The sequence below is a fragment of the Roseateles sp. GW821-FHT09H11 genome, assembly GCF_059415845.1.
This window is the reverse complement of record NZ_JBWKOA010000001.1, coordinates 292,395-311,758: the sequence shown is the minus strand read 5'-3', so window position 1 is coordinate 311,758 and position 19,364 is coordinate 292,395. Positions and strand designations below refer to the sequence as shown.

At 70.8% G+C, this 19,364-nt stretch carries 20 protein-coding genes; 13 read left to right on the top strand and 7 right to left on the bottom strand.

The features are described 5' to 3' along the window. Window positions 1-9 precede the first annotated feature (9 nt). From AC07PR_RS01315 to AC07PR_RS01300, 4 genes are all read right to left on the bottom strand, one after another. The gene (locus AC07PR_RS01315) at window positions 10-1,344 is read right to left on the bottom strand and encodes an efflux RND transporter periplasmic adaptor subunit (RefSeq protein ID WP_495134099.1); all 1,335 of its coding nucleotides are present in this window, start codon (window positions 1,342-1,344) and stop codon (window positions 10-12) included. An 8-nt stretch (window positions 1,345-1,352) separates the two neighbouring features. Beyond that, window positions 1,353-2,669, bottom strand: coding sequence for a TolC family protein (locus AC07PR_RS01310; protein ID WP_495134098.1), 1,317 nt, complete (start codon window positions 2,667-2,669; stop codon window positions 1,353-1,355). 230 nt (window positions 2,670-2,899) lie between these two features. Next, window positions 2,900-3,328 (bottom strand): hypothetical protein, encoded by a 429-nt coding sequence (locus AC07PR_RS01305; RefSeq protein ID WP_495134097.1) that lies wholly within the window; start codon window positions 3,326-3,328, stop codon window positions 2,900-2,902. Between the two features lie 78 nt (window positions 3,329-3,406). Beyond that, complete coding sequence (locus AC07PR_RS01300; protein ID WP_495134096.1) at window positions 3,407-4,516, bottom strand: beta family protein; 1,110 nt, start codon at window positions 4,514-4,516, stop codon at window positions 3,407-3,409. 243 nt (window positions 4,517-4,759) lie between these two features. On the opposite strand from AC07PR_RS01300, the gene AC07PR_RS01295 reads away from it, so the two are divergent. Next, window positions 4,760-5,887 (top strand): alpha/beta fold hydrolase, encoded by a 1,128-nt coding sequence (locus AC07PR_RS01295; protein WP_495134095.1) that lies wholly within the window; start codon window positions 4,760-4,762, stop codon window positions 5,885-5,887. 221 nt (window positions 5,888-6,108) lie between these two features. Here AC07PR_RS01295 and AC07PR_RS01290 read toward each other — a convergent pair whose 3' ends face one another. Continuing rightward, window positions 6,109-6,555 (bottom strand): DUF4148 domain-containing protein, encoded by a 447-nt coding sequence (locus AC07PR_RS01290; protein ID WP_377154907.1) that lies wholly within the window; start codon window positions 6,553-6,555, stop codon window positions 6,109-6,111. 137 nt (window positions 6,556-6,692) lie between these two features. On the opposite strand from AC07PR_RS01290, the gene AC07PR_RS01285 reads away from it, so the two are divergent. Then, a complete protein-coding gene (locus AC07PR_RS01285) occupies window positions 6,693-7,643 on the top strand; it encodes a histidine kinase dimerization/phospho-acceptor domain-containing protein (protein ID WP_495134094.1) in 951 nt (316 codons plus the stop codon). Then, window positions 7,640-8,962, top strand: a complete 1,323-nt coding sequence (locus AC07PR_RS01280; protein ID WP_495134093.1) for a 3-oxoacyl-ACP reductase — start codon at window positions 7,640-7,642, stop codon at window positions 8,960-8,962. The genes AC07PR_RS01285 and AC07PR_RS01280 overlap by 4 nt, the downstream gene beginning before the upstream one ends. 90 nt (window positions 8,963-9,052) lie before the next feature. Here the strand turns inward: AC07PR_RS01280 and AC07PR_RS01275 are convergent, their stop codons facing one another. Beyond that, window positions 9,053-9,208, bottom strand: coding sequence for a DUF3309 family protein (locus AC07PR_RS01275; RefSeq protein ID WP_421038055.1), 156 nt, complete (start codon window positions 9,206-9,208; stop codon window positions 9,053-9,055). Window positions 9,209-9,501: 293 nt separating this feature from the next. Between AC07PR_RS01275 and AC07PR_RS01270 the strand changes: the two genes are divergently transcribed. The 3 genes from AC07PR_RS01270 to AC07PR_RS01260 all read left to right on the top strand — a co-directional run bounded on the left by AC07PR_RS01270 (window position 9,502) and on the right by AC07PR_RS01260 (window position 12,321). Beyond that, window positions 9,502-11,313, top strand: a complete 1,812-nt coding sequence (locus tag AC07PR_RS01270; RefSeq protein WP_495134092.1) for a RecQ family ATP-dependent DNA helicase — start codon at window positions 9,502-9,504, stop codon at window positions 11,311-11,313. Window positions 11,314-11,566: 253 nt separating this feature from the next. Next, entirely contained in the window at window positions 11,567-11,827 is a 261-nt protein-coding gene (locus AC07PR_RS01265) for a type II toxin-antitoxin system TacA family antitoxin (protein WP_377154902.1), read from the top strand. A gap of 104 nt (window positions 11,828-11,931) precedes the next feature. Beyond that, window positions 11,932-12,321, top strand: coding sequence for a GNAT family N-acetyltransferase (locus AC07PR_RS01260; RefSeq protein WP_377154901.1), 390 nt, complete (start codon window positions 11,932-11,934; stop codon window positions 12,319-12,321). Window positions 12,322-12,366: 45 nt separating this feature from the next. Here AC07PR_RS01260 and AC07PR_RS01255 read toward each other — a convergent pair whose 3' ends face one another. Beyond that, window positions 12,367-13,281 carry a LysR family transcriptional regulator gene (locus tag AC07PR_RS01255; protein ID WP_483106544.1) on the bottom strand — a complete coding sequence of 305 codons (915 nt, stop codon included), beginning with the start codon at window positions 13,279-13,281 and terminating at the stop codon, window positions 12,367-12,369. Between the two features lie 177 nt (window positions 13,282-13,458). Between AC07PR_RS01255 and AC07PR_RS01250 the strand changes: the two genes are divergently transcribed. From AC07PR_RS01250 to AC07PR_RS01220, 7 genes are all read left to right on the top strand, one after another. Beyond that, window positions 13,459-14,154, top strand: a complete 696-nt coding sequence (locus AC07PR_RS01250; protein ID WP_483106545.1) for a substrate-binding domain-containing protein — start codon at window positions 13,459-13,461, stop codon at window positions 14,152-14,154. Window positions 14,155-14,253: 99 nt separating this feature from the next. Next, window positions 14,254-14,937, top strand: a complete 684-nt coding sequence (gene ligK, locus AC07PR_RS01245; protein ID WP_495134091.1) for a 4-carboxy-4-hydroxy-2-oxoadipate aldolase/oxaloacetate decarboxylase — start codon at window positions 14,254-14,256, stop codon at window positions 14,935-14,937. A gap of 282 nt (window positions 14,938-15,219) precedes the next feature. Next, on the top strand, window positions 15,220-16,185 hold the full coding sequence (locus AC07PR_RS01240; RefSeq protein ID WP_377161885.1) for a Bug family tripartite tricarboxylate transporter substrate binding protein: 966 nt from the start codon (window positions 15,220-15,222) through the stop codon (window positions 16,183-16,185). 1 nt (window position 16,186) lies between these two features. Further along, on the top strand, window positions 16,187-17,131 hold the full coding sequence (locus AC07PR_RS01235) for an NAD(P)-dependent oxidoreductase (protein ID WP_483106547.1): 945 nt from the start codon (window positions 16,187-16,189) through the stop codon (window positions 17,129-17,131). A 10-nt stretch (window positions 17,132-17,141) separates the two neighbouring features. After that, window positions 17,142-18,077 carry an amidohydrolase family protein gene (locus tag AC07PR_RS01230; RefSeq protein WP_495134090.1) on the top strand — a complete coding sequence of 312 codons (936 nt, stop codon included), beginning with the start codon at window positions 17,142-17,144 and terminating at the stop codon, window positions 18,075-18,077. 11 nt (window positions 18,078-18,088) lie between these two features. Further along, window positions 18,089-18,487 carry a protocatechuate 4,5-dioxygenase subunit alpha gene (ligA, locus tag AC07PR_RS01225; protein WP_495134089.1) on the top strand — a complete coding sequence of 133 codons (399 nt, stop codon included), beginning with the start codon at window positions 18,089-18,091 and terminating at the stop codon, window positions 18,485-18,487. Then, window positions 18,484-19,359: a class III extradiol dioxygenase subunit beta gene (locus AC07PR_RS01220; protein WP_495134088.1), complete on the top strand. Its 876-nt coding sequence runs from the start codon at window positions 18,484-18,486 to the stop codon at window positions 19,357-19,359. The genes ligA and AC07PR_RS01220 overlap by 4 nt, the downstream gene beginning before the upstream one ends. Window positions 19,360-19,364: the final 5 nt, after the last annotated feature.

Genomic DNA, 19,364 nt, shown 5'->3' with positions numbered 1-19,364 from the left:
CGTCCTCCGTCAGTGCGAATGGGTGGCCGAGCCCTTGCCGGCCTCGGACTTGATGACGAAGGCGTTGACCGCCGCGACCCTCGCGCCGGCCTTCAGGCCGTCGACGATCTCGATGCGCCGGCCGTCGCCGCGGCCGGTCTTGACCGGCATGGCGGCGAAGCCGTCGGCGGTGCGCACGAAGACGACCTGCCGGTCCTCGAAGACCTGGACCGCGTCGGCGGCCACGGTGATCGGCGCGGGCGCCTCGCCGGTCACGACGTCGACGTTGACGAACAGCCCGGGCCGCCAGGCGCCGTCCGGATTCGCCAGCGAGATGCGCGCCTGCGCGGTGCGGCTCTGCCCGCCGATCAGCGCGCCGACGTAGGCGACCTTGCCGTCGGCCGACTGCTCGAAGGCGGCGGAGCGCACGACGGCGCGCTCGCCCACGCGCACCTTGGCCAGATCCCCGGCCGGCACGTCGATGCGCGCCCACACGGTGCGCAGGTCCGACAGGACGAAGACGCTCGCGTCCTCCTTCACCTGCTCGCCCAGCGTCAGGTGCTTCTCGACGACGACGCCGTCGAAAGGCGCGCGCAGCTCGAAGCGGGTGAGCGCGCCGCCGGTCGTGGCACCGGTGGTGGCACCGGTGGTGGCACCGGTCGTGGCACCGATGGCGAGCAGTTTCTGCCGCGCGTTCGCGACGGCGATCTCGGCCTCGCGCAGGGCCTGCTCGGCCACGTCCACATCCTGGCGGGGCGAGATCTTCTCCTCCCACAGCTTGCGCTCGCGGTCGTAGGTCGTGCGCGCCAGCTGCTCGCGCTTGTGCGCGGCGAGCAGCTCGCTGCGCTGGTCCGACACCTGCGCGCTCGCGATCACCGCCAGCAGATCGCCCTTGCGCACGGACTGCCCGAGCGTCGCGGGCACCGCCTCCACGACGCCGGCCACGCGCGGCACGACGTGCGCGGTGCGGTCCTCGTTGAAGCCGATCTCACCGGGCAGACGCGTCGTCGTCCGGATCGTCGCCGGGCCGGCGGTCTCCAGGGCGATCGCGGCCGACTTGATCTGCGCCTCGGTCATCGCGATGGCTTCGGGTTCGTCCTTGTGCTCGTCCTTGTGCCCGTCCTTGGGTTCGTCCTTGTGTTCGCCCGACTCCTTCCCGGCGGAGGGACCGTGATCGTCATGGCCGCCTGCGGCGTGCTCGCCATGCTCGCCATGGCCACCCTCGGACGATGCCTTGGGGCCGGAGGCCAGGATGGCCGCGCCGCCGCCGAGGCCGATGGCCACCAGCACCGCGATGGCGATCAGTTGCCGCTTGGGCAGTCCGCGTCCGGAGGACGTCTTGTCGTCTTGCTTGTTGAAGTTCATCGTCGTTCTCACGGTTGCTGGGCGGGCGCGCCGAGGCGGCGCTCGAGGTCGGCGTTGGCGCGATGCGCCCGTGCGAGCGCATCGAGCCACTGCATCCGCGCCTGCAGCCAGGTGCGCTGCGCGTCGAGCACGTCCAGGAAGCCGAACTTGCCGAGTTCGAAGCCTCGCGTGGCGGCGGTGTAGGCGTCGCGCGCGCCGGGCAGCACGGTGCGCTGCAGGGCGTCGACCTCGTCGGCGCGGGCGCTCAGCTCATCGGCCGCGCTCAGCACCTCGGCGCGCAACCGCAGGGACTCGGCCTCCGCGAGCTGCTCGGCCGCCTGGCGGCGCTTGAGGGCCTCGCGCTGCGCGCCCTGGTTGCGATCGAACAGCGGCAGCGGCATGGACACACCGATCACCGCCTGGTTGCGGCCGATCTCCTGCGCGCGCTTCGCGCCGAGGGTCACCGTGACATCGGGAATGCGGCGCGAGCGCTCGAGGTCGTAGGCGGCCTGGGCGCGCTCGACCTCGAGCCGGGCGCGTCGCAGCGCGGGCGCATCGGCCAGACGGCGGGCGATCTCGGCTTCGGCGGGCAAGGCCGGCAGCGACGCGGCGCTGCCATCGAGCGCCCCGATCGTCGCTTCGTCCATCCCGACCGCCGCCGCCAACGCATGCCGCGCGACGAGCCGGTCCGCCTGCGCCTGGCGCAGCTCGATGCGCGCGGTGGCTTCGGCGACACGCGCCCGGGTTTCGTCGTTCGGCGAGAGCTTGCCCGCGGCCACGCGACGCGCGGTCGCGTCGGCGCCGCCGCCGGCGATGCGGAGCGACTCCTCGGCGGCGCCGACCCGTTCCTGCGCGACCAGCGCGGCGAAGAAGGCCTGCACCACGTCGGCCCGCACGTCGGCGCGCATCGCGTCGAGCTCGGCCTGCGAGATGTCGAGACCGCGCTGGGCCAGCGCCGTCCGGGCCGCGCGCTGCCCGCCGATCTCCAGCGGCTGGCTCAGCAGCACGGTGACCGTGCGCGTCTCGCGGCGGGTGTCTTCCTGCTCGAGTCCGAGCGACGGGTTGGGTGGCAGCGCGGCCTGCTGGACCGCGCCGTCGGCGGCTTCGACGTCGAGGGCCGCGGCGCGCATCCTTGGATGGGTGGCCAACGCGCGGTCGACGGCGGCGTTCAGCGTCAGCAGCGGCAAGGGCGCGGCCGATGGCGGGGCCGATGACGCGGTCGACGATGAAGTCGATGACGAGGATGACGTCGAGGAAGCAGGTGGCGCCTCAGGCGCGGCACGCGCGGTCATCGGCACGAGGGAAAGGAGTGCCGCGCTGCATAGCGGCACCAGGAACTTGGGCATCGGAGACTCCGGCGTTGTGCCCGCCGCCGCAGAGGCGGCCGGGCAGGAAGAGGTTCAACGAGGAATCGGCGAGCGCTCGATGCGAGGCCAGTCATCCCTGACTGCCTTCGATGGACGCGGCGTCGAGTTGGGATGCACCGCCAGGCGCAAACCGGAGCCATAGCAGCGCTATGGCGCGGATTTGCAACGACGCGGGGCGCCCAACTCGGCGCCGCGGGGGCGGCCGCCGATCAGGCGGGCTGCCAGTTGGGTCGTTCGCGGCGATCGGGGCCGCGCGAGGACCACGCATCGGGCACGGAGCCCTCGACGACCGGACCGGCCACCGCCGGCAGCACGATCGGCGTGCTCGCCACCGGCTGACTGTGGCCCAGATGGCAGAAGCCGCAGTCGTCATCGACGCAGGTCAGCGCCTTGTCGGTCGCCTTCTCCGTCGCCTTCTCCGACGCTCTCTCGGAAGCTTTCTCCGGCGCCTTGTCAGCCGTCTTCTCAGGCGCCCCGGACGCGTCCGGCGCCCCTTCCGACCCGTCGTGCTGGTGCTGGTGGTGACCGATGTGGTTCACCGCCGGATCGGCTTCATGCGCGCAATAGGTCGCCGCCACCGCCCAGCTCAGCTGGAGCGGCAGCAGGATCAGCAGGAAGACGGTCAGCCAGCGGCGCATGGGGCGCGAGTATAGGCAGGCCCGCATGCCCTTCCCCGCCGACCGGCTTCGCCGCGCCCTGTCGCCAGCCCGTGGTTTTCACGAAGTCGAGGCGGGCAGCACGGTCCGGATGCTCCGATGTTCGATCAGCATCTCGTCGACCTGCGTCGCCAGATGCAGGTTGACGCGGAGGGCCGTCAGGGCCTCGCGACCCCGCGCGAACATCCGGCCGTTGGCGGCTTCCTGGATCTCATGTTCCCCCCACAGGCCGCGGGTGCCGAACGACGGCGCCGCCTCGATGAGGGCCGCGGCGGCTTCGCGGTGGGCCTCGTCCGGATTCGCGCGGCGGCGGCGCTCGAAGCGCCACACGCCCTGCCATGGATAGTCGAAGCGCACATGACCCGTCGGCAGCTCCACGCCGGGCTCGCTCGGCGCATGGATGGCGCCATGGTCGCCGTAGCCGACGAGCGCCGGGCCGCCGAGCCGGCGATGCAGCTCGCGCTCGAGGATCGCGAGACGGCCCGACCTCGGGTTGTCTTCCGACACCGCGGCGCCGATCCATTGCGCCGTGGCGGGGAAGCTGTTGCCCATCATCACGACACGCACCCCCGGCCACCGCGTCCGCCAGCGCGCCAGCAGGTCCCGGCCGACGCCGGAACATCCCAGCAGCCACTCCCGCTCGGTGCCGAAGTCCAGCACGACCAGCGCGCGGCGCCGGTCCTCGAGCCCGTCGAGTGCCCGCTCCACGAGCGCCGTCGCGGGCGCCGTCAACGGCGCCGCGCCGCGCAGCCGGAACAGCACCCGGCCGAACTCGCGCTCGATCATGACCGCCTGCAGCACGATGCTGCGCTCGCTGGCGCCGTCGGGCATCAGCACCACGGGCACCGCGTTCCTGTGCGCCTGGGCGAACTCGCGCCAGGTCCGGAACCCCTGCGTCGGGTCGGCCAGCCGGCGCCACGCCAGCGCGTGGTCCAGCGGAACGCGGCCCAGGTCGATGAAATGCGGCAGCTCCTGCATGGCCTCGCCCGCCTGCTGCGCCGCGCGGCGGAAGTCCACGACATCGGGCACCCGCTGCTGCGTCGACAGCGTGATCAGCGGCAGGGTCCGGCGCTTGCGCAGGCGGTCGAGCTCGCGCAGCCCGCGCATCTCGGCCGGCAATGTCTGCAGTGACGGAAAGTAGACGACCTCGTCCAGCAAGACCCCATTCATCGATACCTCCTGCGGGCACGCGGCCCGAATCCGGACGCCCCGCGCGCCCGGTCCCGGCAGGCTAGGAAGGACGCGGCCGGAAAGCCAGGGGTTGGTTTGATCGATGTCAGAGATCGGCTTTGTATGCCCCTGTATCTGCGCTTCGGGCGGCGACACCCGCATGCAATCCCACGTCCTCATCGACAAGGCGGAGATACATCGCCGGCGTCCACTGCGGAGGTCCCACCACACACGGAGATCCCCATGACCGACCGCACCCGCCCCGACGGGCACGACGACCTGACCGACGGCCTCGGCATCGCCGGGGGCGCCCTGCCCCGCCGTCAGTTCCTGCGCCTGGGCGCCTCGCTGGGCGCCGCCACGGCCGCCGCCGCGCTGCCGCTGTCGGGCCTGCTGCCGTCGGCCGCGTTGGCGGCGACACCGGCGGCGGCACCGACAGCGGCGGCCGACGGCGCGGCCATCGCGATCGCGCCGTCCTTCGGCACCCTCAAGCACATCGACGCCGGCGATCTCCGCGTCGGTTACGTCGAGGCCGGCCCGGCCGACGGCCCGCCGGTGCTGCTGCTGCACGGCTGGCCCTACGACGTCCACACCTACGAGGGCGTCGCGCCGCTGCTCGCGGCGGCCGGTTATCGCGTGATCGTGCCCTACGCGCGCGGCTACGGCACGACGCGTTTCCTGTCCGCCGCCACGGCGCGCAACGGCCAGCAAGGCGCGCTGGCACGCGACGCGATCGCGCTGCTGGACGCGCTGCGCATCCCGAAGGCGATCGTCGGCGGCTGCGACTGGGGCGCGCGCACGGCGGGCATCCTCGCCGCGCTCTGGCCGGAGCGATGCCAGGCGCTGGTGTCCGTCAGCGGCTACCTGCTGGTCGACCGCAAGGTCAACGAGCAGCCGCTGCCGCCGGCCGCCGAGCTGCAATGGTGGTACCAGTTCTACTTCGCGACCGAACGCGGCCGGCTGGGCTACGAGAAGTACCGCGCCGAGTTCTCGAAGCTGATCTGGCAACTGGCCTCGCCGCAATGGCGCTTCGACGACGCGACCTTCGCCCGCAGCGCCGCCGCCTTCGACAACCCGGACCACGTCGCGATCGTGGTGCACAACTACCGCTGGCGCCTGGGACTGGCGGATGGCGAATCGCGCTTCGACGCGGTGGAGGCCCGCATCGGCGCGGCGCCCCAGATCACGATCCCCGCGATCACGCTGGAGGGGGACGCCAACGGCGCGCCGCATCCCGCGCCGGCCAACTATCGCCGCAAGTTCGCCGGCAAGTACGAGCACCGCGACCTGAGCGGCGGCATCGGCCACAACCTGCCGCAGGAAGCGCCGAAAGCCTTCGCGCAGGCGATCCTGGACGTCGCGCGTCTGTGACCTTCACGCGTCTGTGAACGTCACGTGAGGGCTCCGCCGGGGCCCGCAACGAAAGCGGGGTTCCCACATGGGAACCCCGTTGCTCGAAGCCGGATGACCGTCCCTGCTCGGTCAGGTCATCCCGCGTCCGTCGATCGGTCCGTCAGGTCGGCGCTGTCCCGTTCGGAACCCATGGCGGATCGCCGTGGATCGTCGCGGCCCGTGCCGGGCATCGGGAGCGTTCAGCGACGGTACGAATGCGCCGCCTCGAGCTCCGGCGCATATCCCTGCTCACTCCAGGCGCGGTCCAGCGACCCGTCGGCGCGCGCCTGTTCCAACTCGTCCATCACCTGGGCACGTGTCTTGCCGCCCGCGGCAGGTGCGGCGAACTGCACCTGCGTGCTCGTGTCGGCGGACATGCCCACCGTCACGTCGGCATCGGCCTGGTGATTCGAGTACTGCACGTCCATGCCCTTCGCTTCGTCGAAGTCCGGCGCGTAGCTGTGTTCGCCCTGCAACTTGTCGAGGCTGCCGTCCAGGCGCGCGGCCTCGAGTTCAGCGATGACCTGGTCGCGGGACTTGGGGCCGGACACGACCTCTTCCTCGACCTGTGCGAAAGCCGGCGCCGTCAGGGCAGCCGCCAGGGCGACGGCGCCGATCGGAAGGGAGAGCTTCTTGAAGTGGTTCATGGTCAAACTCCTTGGATTGAAAGGGGTCCTGCACGCGGCATCCGTGTGTCGGAAGAGGATCGGATCCCGCTGCGTCGGCGCGCGTTTCAAACGCCTTGGATCCCACTCTATGCCCGCGACACCGACATGAGGCGGACATGCGGATGACCGTTTTGTCATCGTTGCGCAGCGCCGGCGGACTGCTGCGGGCGCTGCGCCAGCGCGTCGACCAACTCACCGCGATGCTGGAGCGGCAACGTCGCACGCAGGCCCAGGTGGAAGCGTTCAGCGCCAACGTCGCGCACGAGTTGCGGACCCCGCTCGCCACGCTGATCACCGGCACCGAGCTCACGATGCGCGACGCCGGCCTGCCGCCCGAGGCCAGGGATCGCCTCGGCACCCACCTCGAGGAATTGCGCCGCATGCAGGGCATCGTGGGCGATATGCTGTTCCTGTCACGGGCCTATGGGGGACACCGCGCGCGCCGGCAGCGCGTCGATAGCCTCGCGGCCCTGGCCGCGGAGGTCGCGGAGTACCACGACGCTGCCATCGAGGAGGCGGGCCTGTCGCTGCGCGTCGAGGGCGAGGCGGTCGGCGACTTCGACGCCGCGCTGCTCAAGCGCGCGCTGTCCAACCTGATCGCCAACGCGACGCGCTACGCCACCGTCGGCAGCGTGCTGCGCGTCGGCATCGAGGGCGCGCGGTCGGGTCAGGTCCGCCTGTGGGTCGCGAACCTGGGGCCGGTCATTCCCGCGAAGCGGCTGCCGCGACTGTTCGACCGGTTCTATCGCGCGGGCGATGCGCAAGCCACAAACGCTGCGGACGCTTCGAACGTGTCAAGCGGAACGAACGGCGCGAACGGTTCGAACGGCGCCGACCGGTCCATGGCCAGCGGCGCGGCGACGGGCGACGATCACCTCGGTCTGGGCCTGTCGATCGTCGACGCGATCGCGCGCATGCACGGCGGCGCCCCCTTCGCGCGATCGGACGAACGGGAGACGCGCATCGGGTTGACGTTGAGCGGCGGCACGTCCGGGCGCGCCTACACTGCGCGCCGTTCCCAGCCCTCCCCCGCGACCTTGCCGACGTCGCCGACCTCGCCGCCATGACCGATCGCCTGCTCCACTTCGTCCAGCACCCGTTCGGCCGTCGCATCGCACGCCTGTTCAACCTGCCGCAACCGGTGCCGCTGCCGCGGCGCCAGAACGCCTGGGTCGACGAGGAACTCGCGGGCCGGTCCGTGCTTGCGATCGCGCCGGGCAGCGCGGCGCCGTTGCCGTCCCTGCTGGCCGCGATCGTCGCGCAAGGCGGCACGCCGAGCGGCGACGGTCCGGTGCGGACGCTGGTGATCGACGCGACCGGTTGCCGCGACCTCGCGGGTCTGCGCGCGCTGTTCGAGCAGGCCCAGCTGGCGCTGGTCCAGCTCGCGCCGGGCGGTCGCGTCCTGGCGCTGACCTCGGCCGGCGTCATGAGCGCGGCGGAAGCGGCCTGCCTGCACGCGGTGCAGGGCTTCGTCCGCGCGCTGGCCAAGGAAGCCGGCCGGCGCGGCGCGACGGCCAACGCCCTTGTGCTGCAGGAAGGCGCGGCGTCGATGGAATCCTTGGCGGGTGCCTTGCGATTCTTCGGCACGGATCGCTCCGCCTATGTGTCGGGGCAGGTCCTGTCCTGGCGCAAGGACGTCGAGCCGCGGATCGACGACGAGCGCGCGCCGGTGGCGCTGGTCACGGGCGCGGCGGGCGGCATCGGCGCGGCCACGGCCCGTCGGCTGGCGCTCGACGGGATGCGCGTGCTGTGCGTCGACGTGCCCGCGGCGCGGCAGCCGCTCGAGGCGCTGGCGCGCGAGATCGGCGGCTCGCTGCTCGCGGCGGACCTGACGGCGCCGGGGGCTGTCGATGAATTGCTCGATGCCGTGCGGCGCCTGCACGGCGTGGACGTGCTGGTGCACAACGCGGGGATCACGCGCGACCGGACGCTGGCGCGGATGTCGCCGGCGGAGTGGGATTCGGTGATGGCGGTGAACCTGGCGGCGATCCTCGCGATCGACGCGCGGCTGGATGACACCGGACTGCTGAACGCTGGCGCACGCGAGATCTGCCTGTCGTCGATCAGCGGCATCGCCGGCAATGCCGGGCAGACCAACTACAGCGCCTCGAAGGCCGCGCTGATCGGCTATGTGGGCGCGCGGGCGGCGACGCTCGACGAGCGTGGCGGCACGATCAACGCCGTCGCCCCGGGCTTCATCGAGACCGCGATGACGCGCCGCATGCCGCTGATGGTGCGCGAGGCTGGCCGCCGCTTGAATTCGCTCAAGCAAGGGGGCACGCCGGCGGACGTCGCGGAGGCGATCGCCTTCCTGGCGTCGCCGGGCGCGCACCCGCTCACGGGTCAGGTCTTGCGGGTCTGCGGGCAGTCGCTGCTGGGCGCGTGAGCGCCGGGCACGCCCGGCGTTCCGGCGCCCGCCAGGCACGCGGAGAACGCCCGTGAGGGGCGCTCGTCCGCAGGCCCAGGTCGGGTGCGGTCAGATGTAGCCCAACAGCAGCAGGACGATCAGGATCAGGACGACCAGGCCCAGGCCGCCGCTGGGGCCGTAACCCCAGCTTCGGCTGTGCGGCCAGGACGGCAGCGCGCCGATCAGGAGCAGGATGAGGATGACGAGCAGGATGGTGCTGATCATGACGATCTCCGGAATGTTGTGACGTGGGTCGGGCCCAGCGAGCGGCGAAAGAGGCCGAACGCGAGCGGCATGAAGGCTCTAGGCAACCCCTGTGCCCGCCCTACGAACGCACCGCGGTCCCGCTGTGGGCGCCCCGCGTCGTTGCAAATCCTCGCTATAGCGCTGCTATGGCTCCGGTTCGCGCCTAGCGGGACACCCACAGCGGAACCGCGGCCGTGGCAGGAAGTACCGCTTGGGCGCGCGGCTTGCTCATGCCATCGCGGAAATTCCGACCTGCACGCCTAGACACCGCCATGACCACGCGTCGACAAGCGCCTTCAGAACGACTCCTCCTTCAGCAACTGCGCCGCTTCGGGCTGCGCGTCTGGCGGCCCGGTCAAAAAGACGTCATCGATCGCGTGCTGCGCGGACTGAACACGCTCGCAGTGATGCCAACCGGCGCCGGCAAGTCGCTGTGCTATCAGCTGCCCGCAGCGCTGCTGTCGGGGCGCACGGTCGTCGTGTCCCCGCTGATCGCGCTGATGAAAGACCAGTGCGAGCGGCTCGGCGCGCTCGGCATCCGATGCGCGCAAGTGCACAGCGGCCTCGACGCGGCGGCGCTCGCGGCGCAGGAGTCGATGGCACTCGACGGCAGCGCGAAGGTCGTCCTGCTGACGCCGGAACGGTTGGACGACGCCGACTGGGTCGAGCGCCTCGCGCAGCGTCCGACGGACCTGATCGTCGTCGACGAGGCGCATTGCATCTCCGAATGGGGCCATGACTTCCGCCCGGCCTTCCTGCGCGTCGGCGACGCCCGCGAGCGCCTGGGTCGGCCCGCCGTGCTCGCGCTCACGGCGACGGCGTCGGCGGAAGTCGTCGAGGACATCGCGCGGCAGCTCGACATCCCCGCCGCGGGCTGCCTCATCGGCGGCACCTACCGCTCGAACCTGCACTATCGCGTCGAGCCGCTGGCGGACGACGAGGACAAGCTCCGGCGGTTGCTGGCGCTCGTGACGGCGAAGCCCTCAAGCGGCCCCGATGGATCGGACGAGTCCCCGGTGGACGCCGACACGGCCATCGGCGCCGACGCAGCGGCAGAGGCACAGGCAAAGGCAGAGGCGGCGTTCCAGCTGCCCGCCACCATCGTCTATACGGCCACCGTGAAGGCGGCGGAGTCGGTGCACGACGCGTTGGTCGGTGCGGGCGTCTCCTCTGCGCTGTACCACGGTCGTCTGCGCGCCGCGCAGCGCCATGAAGCGCAGGACCGGTTCATGCGCGGCGACGTGCGCGTGATGGTGGCGACGAACGCGTTCGGGCTGGGCATCGACAAACCGGATATCCGTCGCATCGTCCATTACCAGGTGCCGGCGGGGCTCGACGTCTACTACCAGGAGTCAGGCCGCGCGGGTCGCGATGGCGAGCGCGCCGACTGCACGCTGCTGTTCGTCGCCGGCGACCGCGCCGTGCAGCAGTTCTTTCTGAACGGCCGGTATCCGGTGCCGGCCGACGCGCAGGCGGTGACGGAGGCGCTGCGAACGCCTGCGCCGGACGAGGCCGGCTGGACGCTCGATGCGCTGAGGGACCGGCTCAGTCGGCCGCGCAACAAGCTCGAAGTGCTCACGGGGCTGCTGGTCCGCGAGGGATGGCTGACGGAAGACGGCGACGCTTTCCAGCTCGCCGATCCCGCGCCTGGCGATGTCGCCGCACTGATGGAGGCCCTGGCCCGCTATGAAGCCAAGGCCCGGCAGGACCGCCGCCGACTCGAGCAGATGGTGTTCTACGCGCAGAGCGGCCTGTGCCGGTGGCGCGTGATGCTGGAGGCGTTCGATGAGGCGGCGGGCTTCGACCGCTGCCACGGCTGCGACAACTGCGAGCGCATCGATGCGCACGAGCGGGCATCGTCCTCGCACGGTGCCGAGTCGACGCCCGATGCGCCGCACGATGGGCCGCCCGTGATCGCGGCGGTGTTCCAGCCGGGCGACGCGGTGCGCGTCAAGCGCTACGGCGGCGGAGTGGTGGTCGAGGCCAGCGCGGACAGCGTCACCGTCGCGTTCGGTCAGGAGAAGCGCAGCTTCCTGCCGCAGTACGTGAAGCGTGCGAAGCCGCCGGCGGCGAAGGCGGCCTGAGCGTCGCTGCGGTCTCTCTCCGTCCCCCCAAAGCCCCCGCATTTCCCCCATTGGTCGGCCCTCTTCATCGCCCCACTCGGGGCGATGCGCGTGCAGGCGGCTTCATGGAGCATGACGTCGTCGCGCAGAGATTCTTTGAGGCACGTCAACGGAACGCCGGATTTCTGTCGCGACACCCGCCGGCTGGCTTGCTTCGGGGCTGCATGGGCAGCAGCATGTCGACCCTCTGATCGTCAAAGCATTCGTACGGACCATGAGCGCACTGAACACCTTCACCTTCGTCCATCTTCAAGTGCCAGAAGACTTCTGCAACCTGATCGACCGCGCAGCGACCTTGACGCGGAAGAACCGTTCTGAGTTCATGCTGGATGCGGTGCTGGATGCCACTGAAGCCACGATCCTCGATGCCGCCACGTTTTGCATGGGCGATGAACCCGTGAGCGACTGCGAGCAGCCCGTCCCTCATCCGCCGATCGAGGACCTCGCATTCCAGAAGCTGCTGGCGAGGGCATAGCCGTGGAGGGCCTCCCCTCTTCCCCGACTGGAACGCCGCAGCTGCTCACCGCGAGCCATTTGTGCGACCAGTTCAGCTGTGGGCGTGTGATCCTGGATCGTTGGTTGCAGCAACGAGCGTTGCCCAATCAGGCGACCGGATCCTCCAGGACATACGTCGTCACTACCGCGCATGATGAGGTGATCGGGTACTACTCGCTCGCGCCGACTGCCCTGGATGTCCCACTGGCGGCCCGACCCATTCGGCGCAATGCCCCGTCTCCGATTCCGACCTACCTGCTTGGGCGGCTTGCCGTGGACTTCTCCTGGAATGGAAGGGGGCTCGGCGCCGCCCTCGTCAGTGACGCTCTGGCACGAGTCCAGCAGGCGGGCCGGATCGCAGGCGGCAAGGCCGTGCTGGTGCATGCGATCGATCAGGCGGCAAAGAGCTTCTACTTGAAGCGGGGATTCGTGGCGTCGCCAGTTGATCCTCTTCTGGTGATGACAAGGGTGTGACGCCCGTGAAGACTGCGCGGAAGGCCCCCGCCGCATCAGACCCGATCAGCGCGCCTCCCCCACCATCCTCATGAGCACCCCCGCCGTCTTCTGCATCAACGGCGTCGCCCGTTTGCTGGTCGGCGTGACCAGGCACAAGGTGCTCTGGATGTCCGCCTTCGCAAAGGGCGTCGTGACCAGACGCTCAGGCCGCTCGTAGATCTGCAGCGCATCCTCGCCCAGCGCCGCATGACCGATGCCGGCGGCGACGCAGTCCAGGATCGCCGGTACGCTCGCCACCTCCCATCGCACGTCGAGCTGCACGCCCGCCATGGCCGCCGCCTGCTCCATCAGCGCGCGGAAGATGTGCCCCCGCTGCGGCATCACCAGCGGATACCGCGACAGCTGCGACAAGGTCGGCGGCCGCGCCGGCGCCTGGTCCTTGGGGCTGACCAGGCACAGCCGCTCGCGCCGCAGCGGCAGGATCTCCAGCGCCGGCACCGGCTCCGGGTTGTAGACCAGCGCCAGGTCCGTGCGCCCGGTCAGCAGCCATTCGGTCAGGTGCACCGAAAACCCCTCCATGATCGTCAACCGTGCCTGCGGCATCTCCGCCTGGAAGGCCCGGATCAGCGCCAGGGTGTGCAGTCGCGCCAGCGTCGGCGGCATCGCGATCGTGATCTGCCCCACCGGCTCGCTGCGCCGGGCGCGCAGGTCGTCCTTGGCATGGCTGACCAGGTTGAGGATGTCCTGCCCGTGCTGCAGCAGGCGCCGCCCCGCCTCGGTCAGTTCCACGCCGCGGCCGTTGCGCAGCAGCAGCGTCTCGTGCAGCTCCGTTTCCAGCGCCCGCACCTGCCGGCTCAGCGCCGGCTGCGCCACGCCCAGCACCATCGCGGCCTTGCTGAAACTGCCGTGCTCGGCCACATGGACGAAAGTCTCCAGTTGCGTCAGGTTCATGCGGCGCATGCTCTCACGAACCGGCATGGCCCTGCATCCGTGGCATGCCGGATCGGAATATCAGCTAGTGGAAGCTAGAACTGGATCGGCAGGGCCCGCGGGACCAGAATCCGCCGCAACCCGCGAAGATCCTCCACCCGTTCCCGCGGCCCTTCTCAGCCTTTCTCAGCCCTGTTTCGGCCCTTCCCTCCTCCGGACCCACCCGTGATCGCACCCCTCGCCGGCATCTCCTCCATGGCCACCCGCGCCCTGCTGGCGGAGCTGTCGGCCGCGTACACCGCGGCACACGGCCTGGAGATCCGCATCGAATCGATCGGCGGCGTGGATGCCGCCCAGCGGGTCGAGTCGGGCGAATCGCTGGACCTCGTGGTGCTCGCCGACGATGCGATGGCGCGGCTGCTGGACGCCGGACGCCTGCGCGCCGGCTCGCTGCGTCCGATCGCCGACTCGCCGATGTTCATCGCGTCGCCCGAAGGCCATGCCCGGCCAGCCGTCGATACCGCCGAGACGCTGCGCCTGGCCCTGCTCGGCGCGCGGGCCATCGGCTACTCCACCGGGCCCAGCGGCCAGGCGCTGCTGAAGCTGCTGGAGCGCTGGGACCTGCGCAACGCCCTCGCCGACCGCCTGCACCAGTCCCCCGCCGGGGTGCCCGTGGCGAAGATGGTCGCCCAGGGCGATGTCGACCTCGGCTTCCAGCAGTTGAGCGAGCTCCTGGGCCACGGCGGCCTGACGATCCTCGGTCCGATGCCGCCCGGACTCGAGATCGTCACCCGCTTCACCGCCGCCGTCGCCGCAACGTCCGCCGAACCCGCCACCGCGCAGCGCGTCGTCGACGATTTCGCCGCCCCCCGCCACGATGCGCTGCGTCGCCGGCTGGGTCTCGCCTCGCCGGGCGTCTGAGCGCCCGAAACGCGCCGCCCGCCACGCGCTCCCGCCGACGTCCCCATCCCGCCCTCCGATCCCCCAGATCCCCCGTTTCCCCAGAAGAAGGACCCCACCATGTACGAACTCGGCGTCGTCTACCGCAACATCACCCGCGCCGACCGCATCGCCGCGGACGCGCTCGGGCACTTCGGCGCGGCGACGGTCCACGAGGCGCTGGGCCGCGTCGGCCTGCTCAAGCCCTACATGCGGCCGATCCAGTCCGGCGTCGCCGTCTCCGGCACCGCCGTCACGGTGCTGCTGCAGCCCGGCGACAACTGGATGCTGCACGTCGCCGCCGAGCAGATCCGCGAGGGCGACATCGTCGTCGCCGGCGTCACCGCCGAGTGCACGGACGGCTACTTCGGCGACCTGCTCGCGACCTCGTTCAAGGCCCGCGGCGCCCGCGCGCTGATCATCGACGGCGGCGTGCGCGACGTCCGCACGCTCAACGAGATGAGCTTCCCGGTCTGGAGCAAGTGCATCTCCGCCAAGGGCACGATCAAGGCGACGCTGGGTTCGGTGAACATCCCCGTGGTCTGCGCCGGTGCGCTGGTCCATCCGGGCGACGTCATCGTCGCCGACGACGACGGCATCGTCTGCGTGCCGGCCGCGCTGGCGCCGAAGACGTTGGACGCCGCCGCCGCCCGGGAGGCCAACGAGGGCGCCAAGCGCGAGCAGTTCGCCGCCGGCGTGCTCGGCCTGGACATGTACAAGATGCGCGAGCCGCTGGCCAAGGCCGGGTTGCGATACATCGACTGAGCACCAATTTCCGCAACACCCGAAGTACCCGAGCAGCAGTTCCCATCCACCCGAGCGCCCCGCCTTGCAGAGGGCGCCGATGACAAGAGATCGACGGAGACAACGACGATGACTGCCCCCACCCTCTCGCTGGATCCCAGCACCGGAGTTCCGTACTGCCACCGCCGCTGGCCCTCACCCCTGCCCTCTCCCGCAAGCGGGAGAGGGGGCAAGACCCGCCGCACTGCCCTCGCCTCCGCCCTCGTCCGCACCGGGCAAGGACTGACCCTCGCGGCCCTGCTCATGACTGCCGTGCTGCCGCGCCTGGCCGCCGCCCAGGCCAGCGCGCCGGGAGCGCCGGCCACGGACTGGCCGACCAAGCCCGTGCGCATCATCACGCCCTTCCCGGCCGGCGCCGGTCCGGAGACGGTGGCCCGCGTCGTCGCCGAGAAGCTCTCGAAGAAATGGGGCAAGCCGGTGATCGTCGAGAACAAGCCCGGCGCCAACGGCTTCATCGCGATCGACGCCTTCAAGCGCGGCGCGACCGACGGCCATGACCTGATCCAGCTGGACAACGTCCACCTCGTGGTCTACCCGCACCTCTTCAAGAAGCTGCCCTACGACCCGGTGAAGGACTTCGATCCGATCGCGCCGCTGTTCAAGACCTACTTCTTCGTCGGCGTCCCGGCCAACAGCAAGTACAAGACCGTCGGCGACATCGTGGCCGACGCCAAGGCCCATCCCAACGCGCTGAACTACGGCTCCTGGTCCGTCGGCAACCCGGTGCACCTGGGCGCGGCGCAGCTGGAGGCGATGACGAAGACGCAGATGACGCACGTGGTCTACAAGGAGACGACGATGCTCTACACCGCCGTGGCCAACGGAGAGCTCAACTTCGCGCTCGGCTCGATGGCGACCGCCGGGCCGCTGCAGCGCGCCGGCAAGATCCGCTTCATCGCGGTCACCGGCCCGAAGCGCCATCCGGCCTTCCCCGACCTGCCCACCGTCAGCGAGTCCGGCGGCCCCGCCGGCTACGAGGTGACCGGCTGGACCACGATCGCCGCGCCGCGCGGCCTGCCCAAGGCCGTGCAGGAAAAGATCCAGCGCGACATCGAGGCCGCCCTGGCCGAGCCCGACATCCGCGAGCGCTACGCCACCTTCGGCTACGACGTCTTCCCGACCACGAAGGAGCAGTACCAGGCCTTCATCGCGAGCGAGTCCGCCAAGTACGCCGACCTGATCAAGCGGCTCAACATCTCGCTGGACTGACATGAGCACCGCAGTACCGCAGTCGCAGTCGCTCCGGATCGGCCTCGTCGGCTATGGCGAGGTCGGCCGGATCCTGGCCGAGGACCTGCGCGCGACCGGCGCCACGGTCAGCGCCTACGACCTGAAGCTGGAGTCGCCATCGACCGACGCCGACACGATGCGCGAGCACGCGGTCGAATTCGGCGTCGAGCTGACGAGCTCGGCCACGATGGTCGCGACGCCGGCGGACCTCGTCGTCATCGCCGTCACCGCGAGCCAGACGCTGGACGCCGCGCGTTCGACCGCCGCCGGGCTCAAGCCCGGCACCTTCGTGCTCGACATCAACTCCGCGTCGCCCAAGGCCAAGCGCGAGGCGGCGGACGCGGTGCATGCCCACGGCGGTCGCTATGTCGAAGGCGCCGTCATGACGAGCGTCCCGCCCTACCGCATCCGCGTGCCGCTGCTGCTCGGCGGCCCGCATGCGCAGGCGGCCGAGCCGCTGCTGAAGCAATTGGGCTTCGCGCCCACGGTCGGCAGCGCCGGGTTCGGCATCGTCAGCGCGACCAAGATGTGCCGCAGCGTCATGATCAAGGGCCTGGAGGCCATGGTCATCGAGAGCCTCACCGCCGCCCGCCACTACGGCGTGGAGGACGCGGTGCTCGCCTCGCTGAAGGAGACCTTCCCCGGCATCGATTGGGAGAAGCAGGCCGCCTACTTCTTCCAGCGCGTGATCCAGCACGGGCGCCGCCGCAGCGAGGAAGTGCGCGAGGTCGCCGAGACGGTCCGCGATGCCGGTCTCACGCCCTGGAGCGCGGAAGGCACGGCCGAGCGCCAGGCCTGGATGGCCGACCTGGCCGAGGACGGCGTCTTCGGCCAGCGTGGCGACGCCGACTTCGGCCGCAGCCCGGACTGGCGGACCGAGGCCGACCGGCTGCTCGCGCAGCTCGCCAAACCCAAGCTTTCCTGAAGGACCCGCGATGACGCTCCCCACTTCCGGCGGCTTCGACAAGACCCCCGGCTGGCTCGACTGGTACGCCGACCCGTCGACGCCGCGATTCCAGCTGCCCGAGGGCGCCGTCGACGCGCACTGCCATGTCTTCGGCCCGGGCGGCGAGTTCCCCTACGCGCCCGAGCGCAAGTACACGCCCTGCGACGCGAGCAAGGCGCAGCTCTTCGCGTTGCGCGACCGGCTCGGCTTCAGCCGCAACGTGATCGTGCAGGCGACCTGCCACGGCGACGACAACCGCGCCATGGTCGATGCCTGCCGCGCGTCCGGCGGCCGCGCGCGCGGCGTCGCGACGGTGCGTCGCGGCATCACCGACGAGCAGCTGCAAGAGCTCCACGACGCCGGGGTGCGCGGCGTGCGCTTCAACTTCGTCAAGCGGCTGGTCGACTTCACGCCGCGCGACGAGCTGATGGAGATCGCGCAGCGCGTGAAGGCGCTGGGCTGGCATGTCGTCATCTACTTCGAGGCCCCGGACCTGCCCGAGTTGTGGGACTTCTTCAGCGCGCTGCCGACCACGGTCGTCGTCGACCACATGGGCCGGCCCGACGTGACGAAGCCGGTGGACGGGCCCGAGTTCGCGCTGTTCCTGCGCTTCCTGCGCGAGCATCCCTTCGTCTGGAGCAAGGTCACCTGCCCGGAGCGTCTGTCCGTCGCCGGCCCGCCAGCCCTGAACGGCGAGCCCGAGCCCTACCGCGACGTGATCCCGTTCGCGCGGCGCGTGGTGGAGGAGTTCCCGGACCGCGTGCTCTGGGGCACGGACTGGCCCCACCCCAACCTCAAGGACCACATGCCCGACGACGGCCTGCTGGTCGACGTGATCCCGCGCATCGCTCCCACCGCCGAGCTGCGCCAGCGTCTGCTGGTCGACAACCCGATGCGGCTCTACTGGGCCGAGGCCATCCGCTGATGGAGACCGTCATGCCGATCGACAAGCCCTACCAGGACATCCCCGGCACCACCATCTTCGACGCCGACCAGGCCCGCAAGGGCTACTGGCTCAACCAGTTCTGCATGTCGCTGATGAAGGCCGAGAACCGCGAGCGCTTCAAGGCCGACGAGCGCGCCTACCTGGCCGACTGGCCGATGACGCCGGCGCAGAAGGACGCGGTGCTGGCGCGCGACCTGAACCAGTGCATCCGGTTGGGCGGCAACATCTACTTCCTGGCCAAGATCGGCGCGACCGACGGCCGCAGTTACCAGCAGATGGCCGCCGGCATGACCGGCATGAGCGAAAGCGACTACCGCGACATGATGCTGGCCGGCGGGCGCCGGCCCGACGGCACGCCGCGCAGCGGCAAGAAGGACGACGACCAATGAGCACGCATGCGCGGATCACCGCGTCCGTCTACACCTCGCACGTGCCGGCGATCGGCGTCGCGATGGACCAGGGCCGCACGCGGGACCCGTACTGGCAGCCGCTGTTCGCCGGCTACGAGCCCTCGCGCCGCTGGATGGACGCGAACCGGCCCGACGCGATCGTGCTGGTCTACAACGACCACGCGAACGCCTTCAGCCTGGACATCATCCCGACCTTCGCGCTCGGCACCGCGGACCGCTACGAACCCGCCGACGAAGGCTGGGGACCGCGCGCGGTGCCGACGGTCCACGGCCACGGCGAGCTCGCGGCGCACCTCGCGCAGAGCGTGATCCAGCAGGACTTCGACCTGACGCTGATCAACCGCATGACGGTCGACCACGGCCTGACGGTGCCGCTGTCGCTGATGTTCGGCGAACAGCCGGCCGGCGCGCCCGGCTGGCCGGTGCCGGTGATCCCGCTGGCGGTGAACGTCGTGCAGTACCCGGTGCCGTCGGGCCGTCGCTGCCTGCAGCTCGGCCAGGCGATCCGCCGCGCCGTGGAGAGCTTCGACGCGCCGCTGAACGTGCAGGTCTGGGGCACCGGCGGCATGAGCCATCAGCTGCAGGGGCCGCGCGCCGGCCTGATCAACCGCGAGTGGGACAACGCCTGGATGGACCGCCTGATCGCCGACCCACGCGGCCTGTCAGAGATGCCCCACCTGGACTACGTCCGCGAGGCCGGGTCCGAAGGCATCGAACTCGTGATGTGGCTGATCGCCCGCGGCGCGATGGCCGACCTCGATGGCGGCGGCGCGCCGCGCGTCGCGCACCGCTTCTATCACGTGCCCGCGTCCAACACCGCCGTGGGTCACCTGATCCTTGAGAACCCTTGAATGGA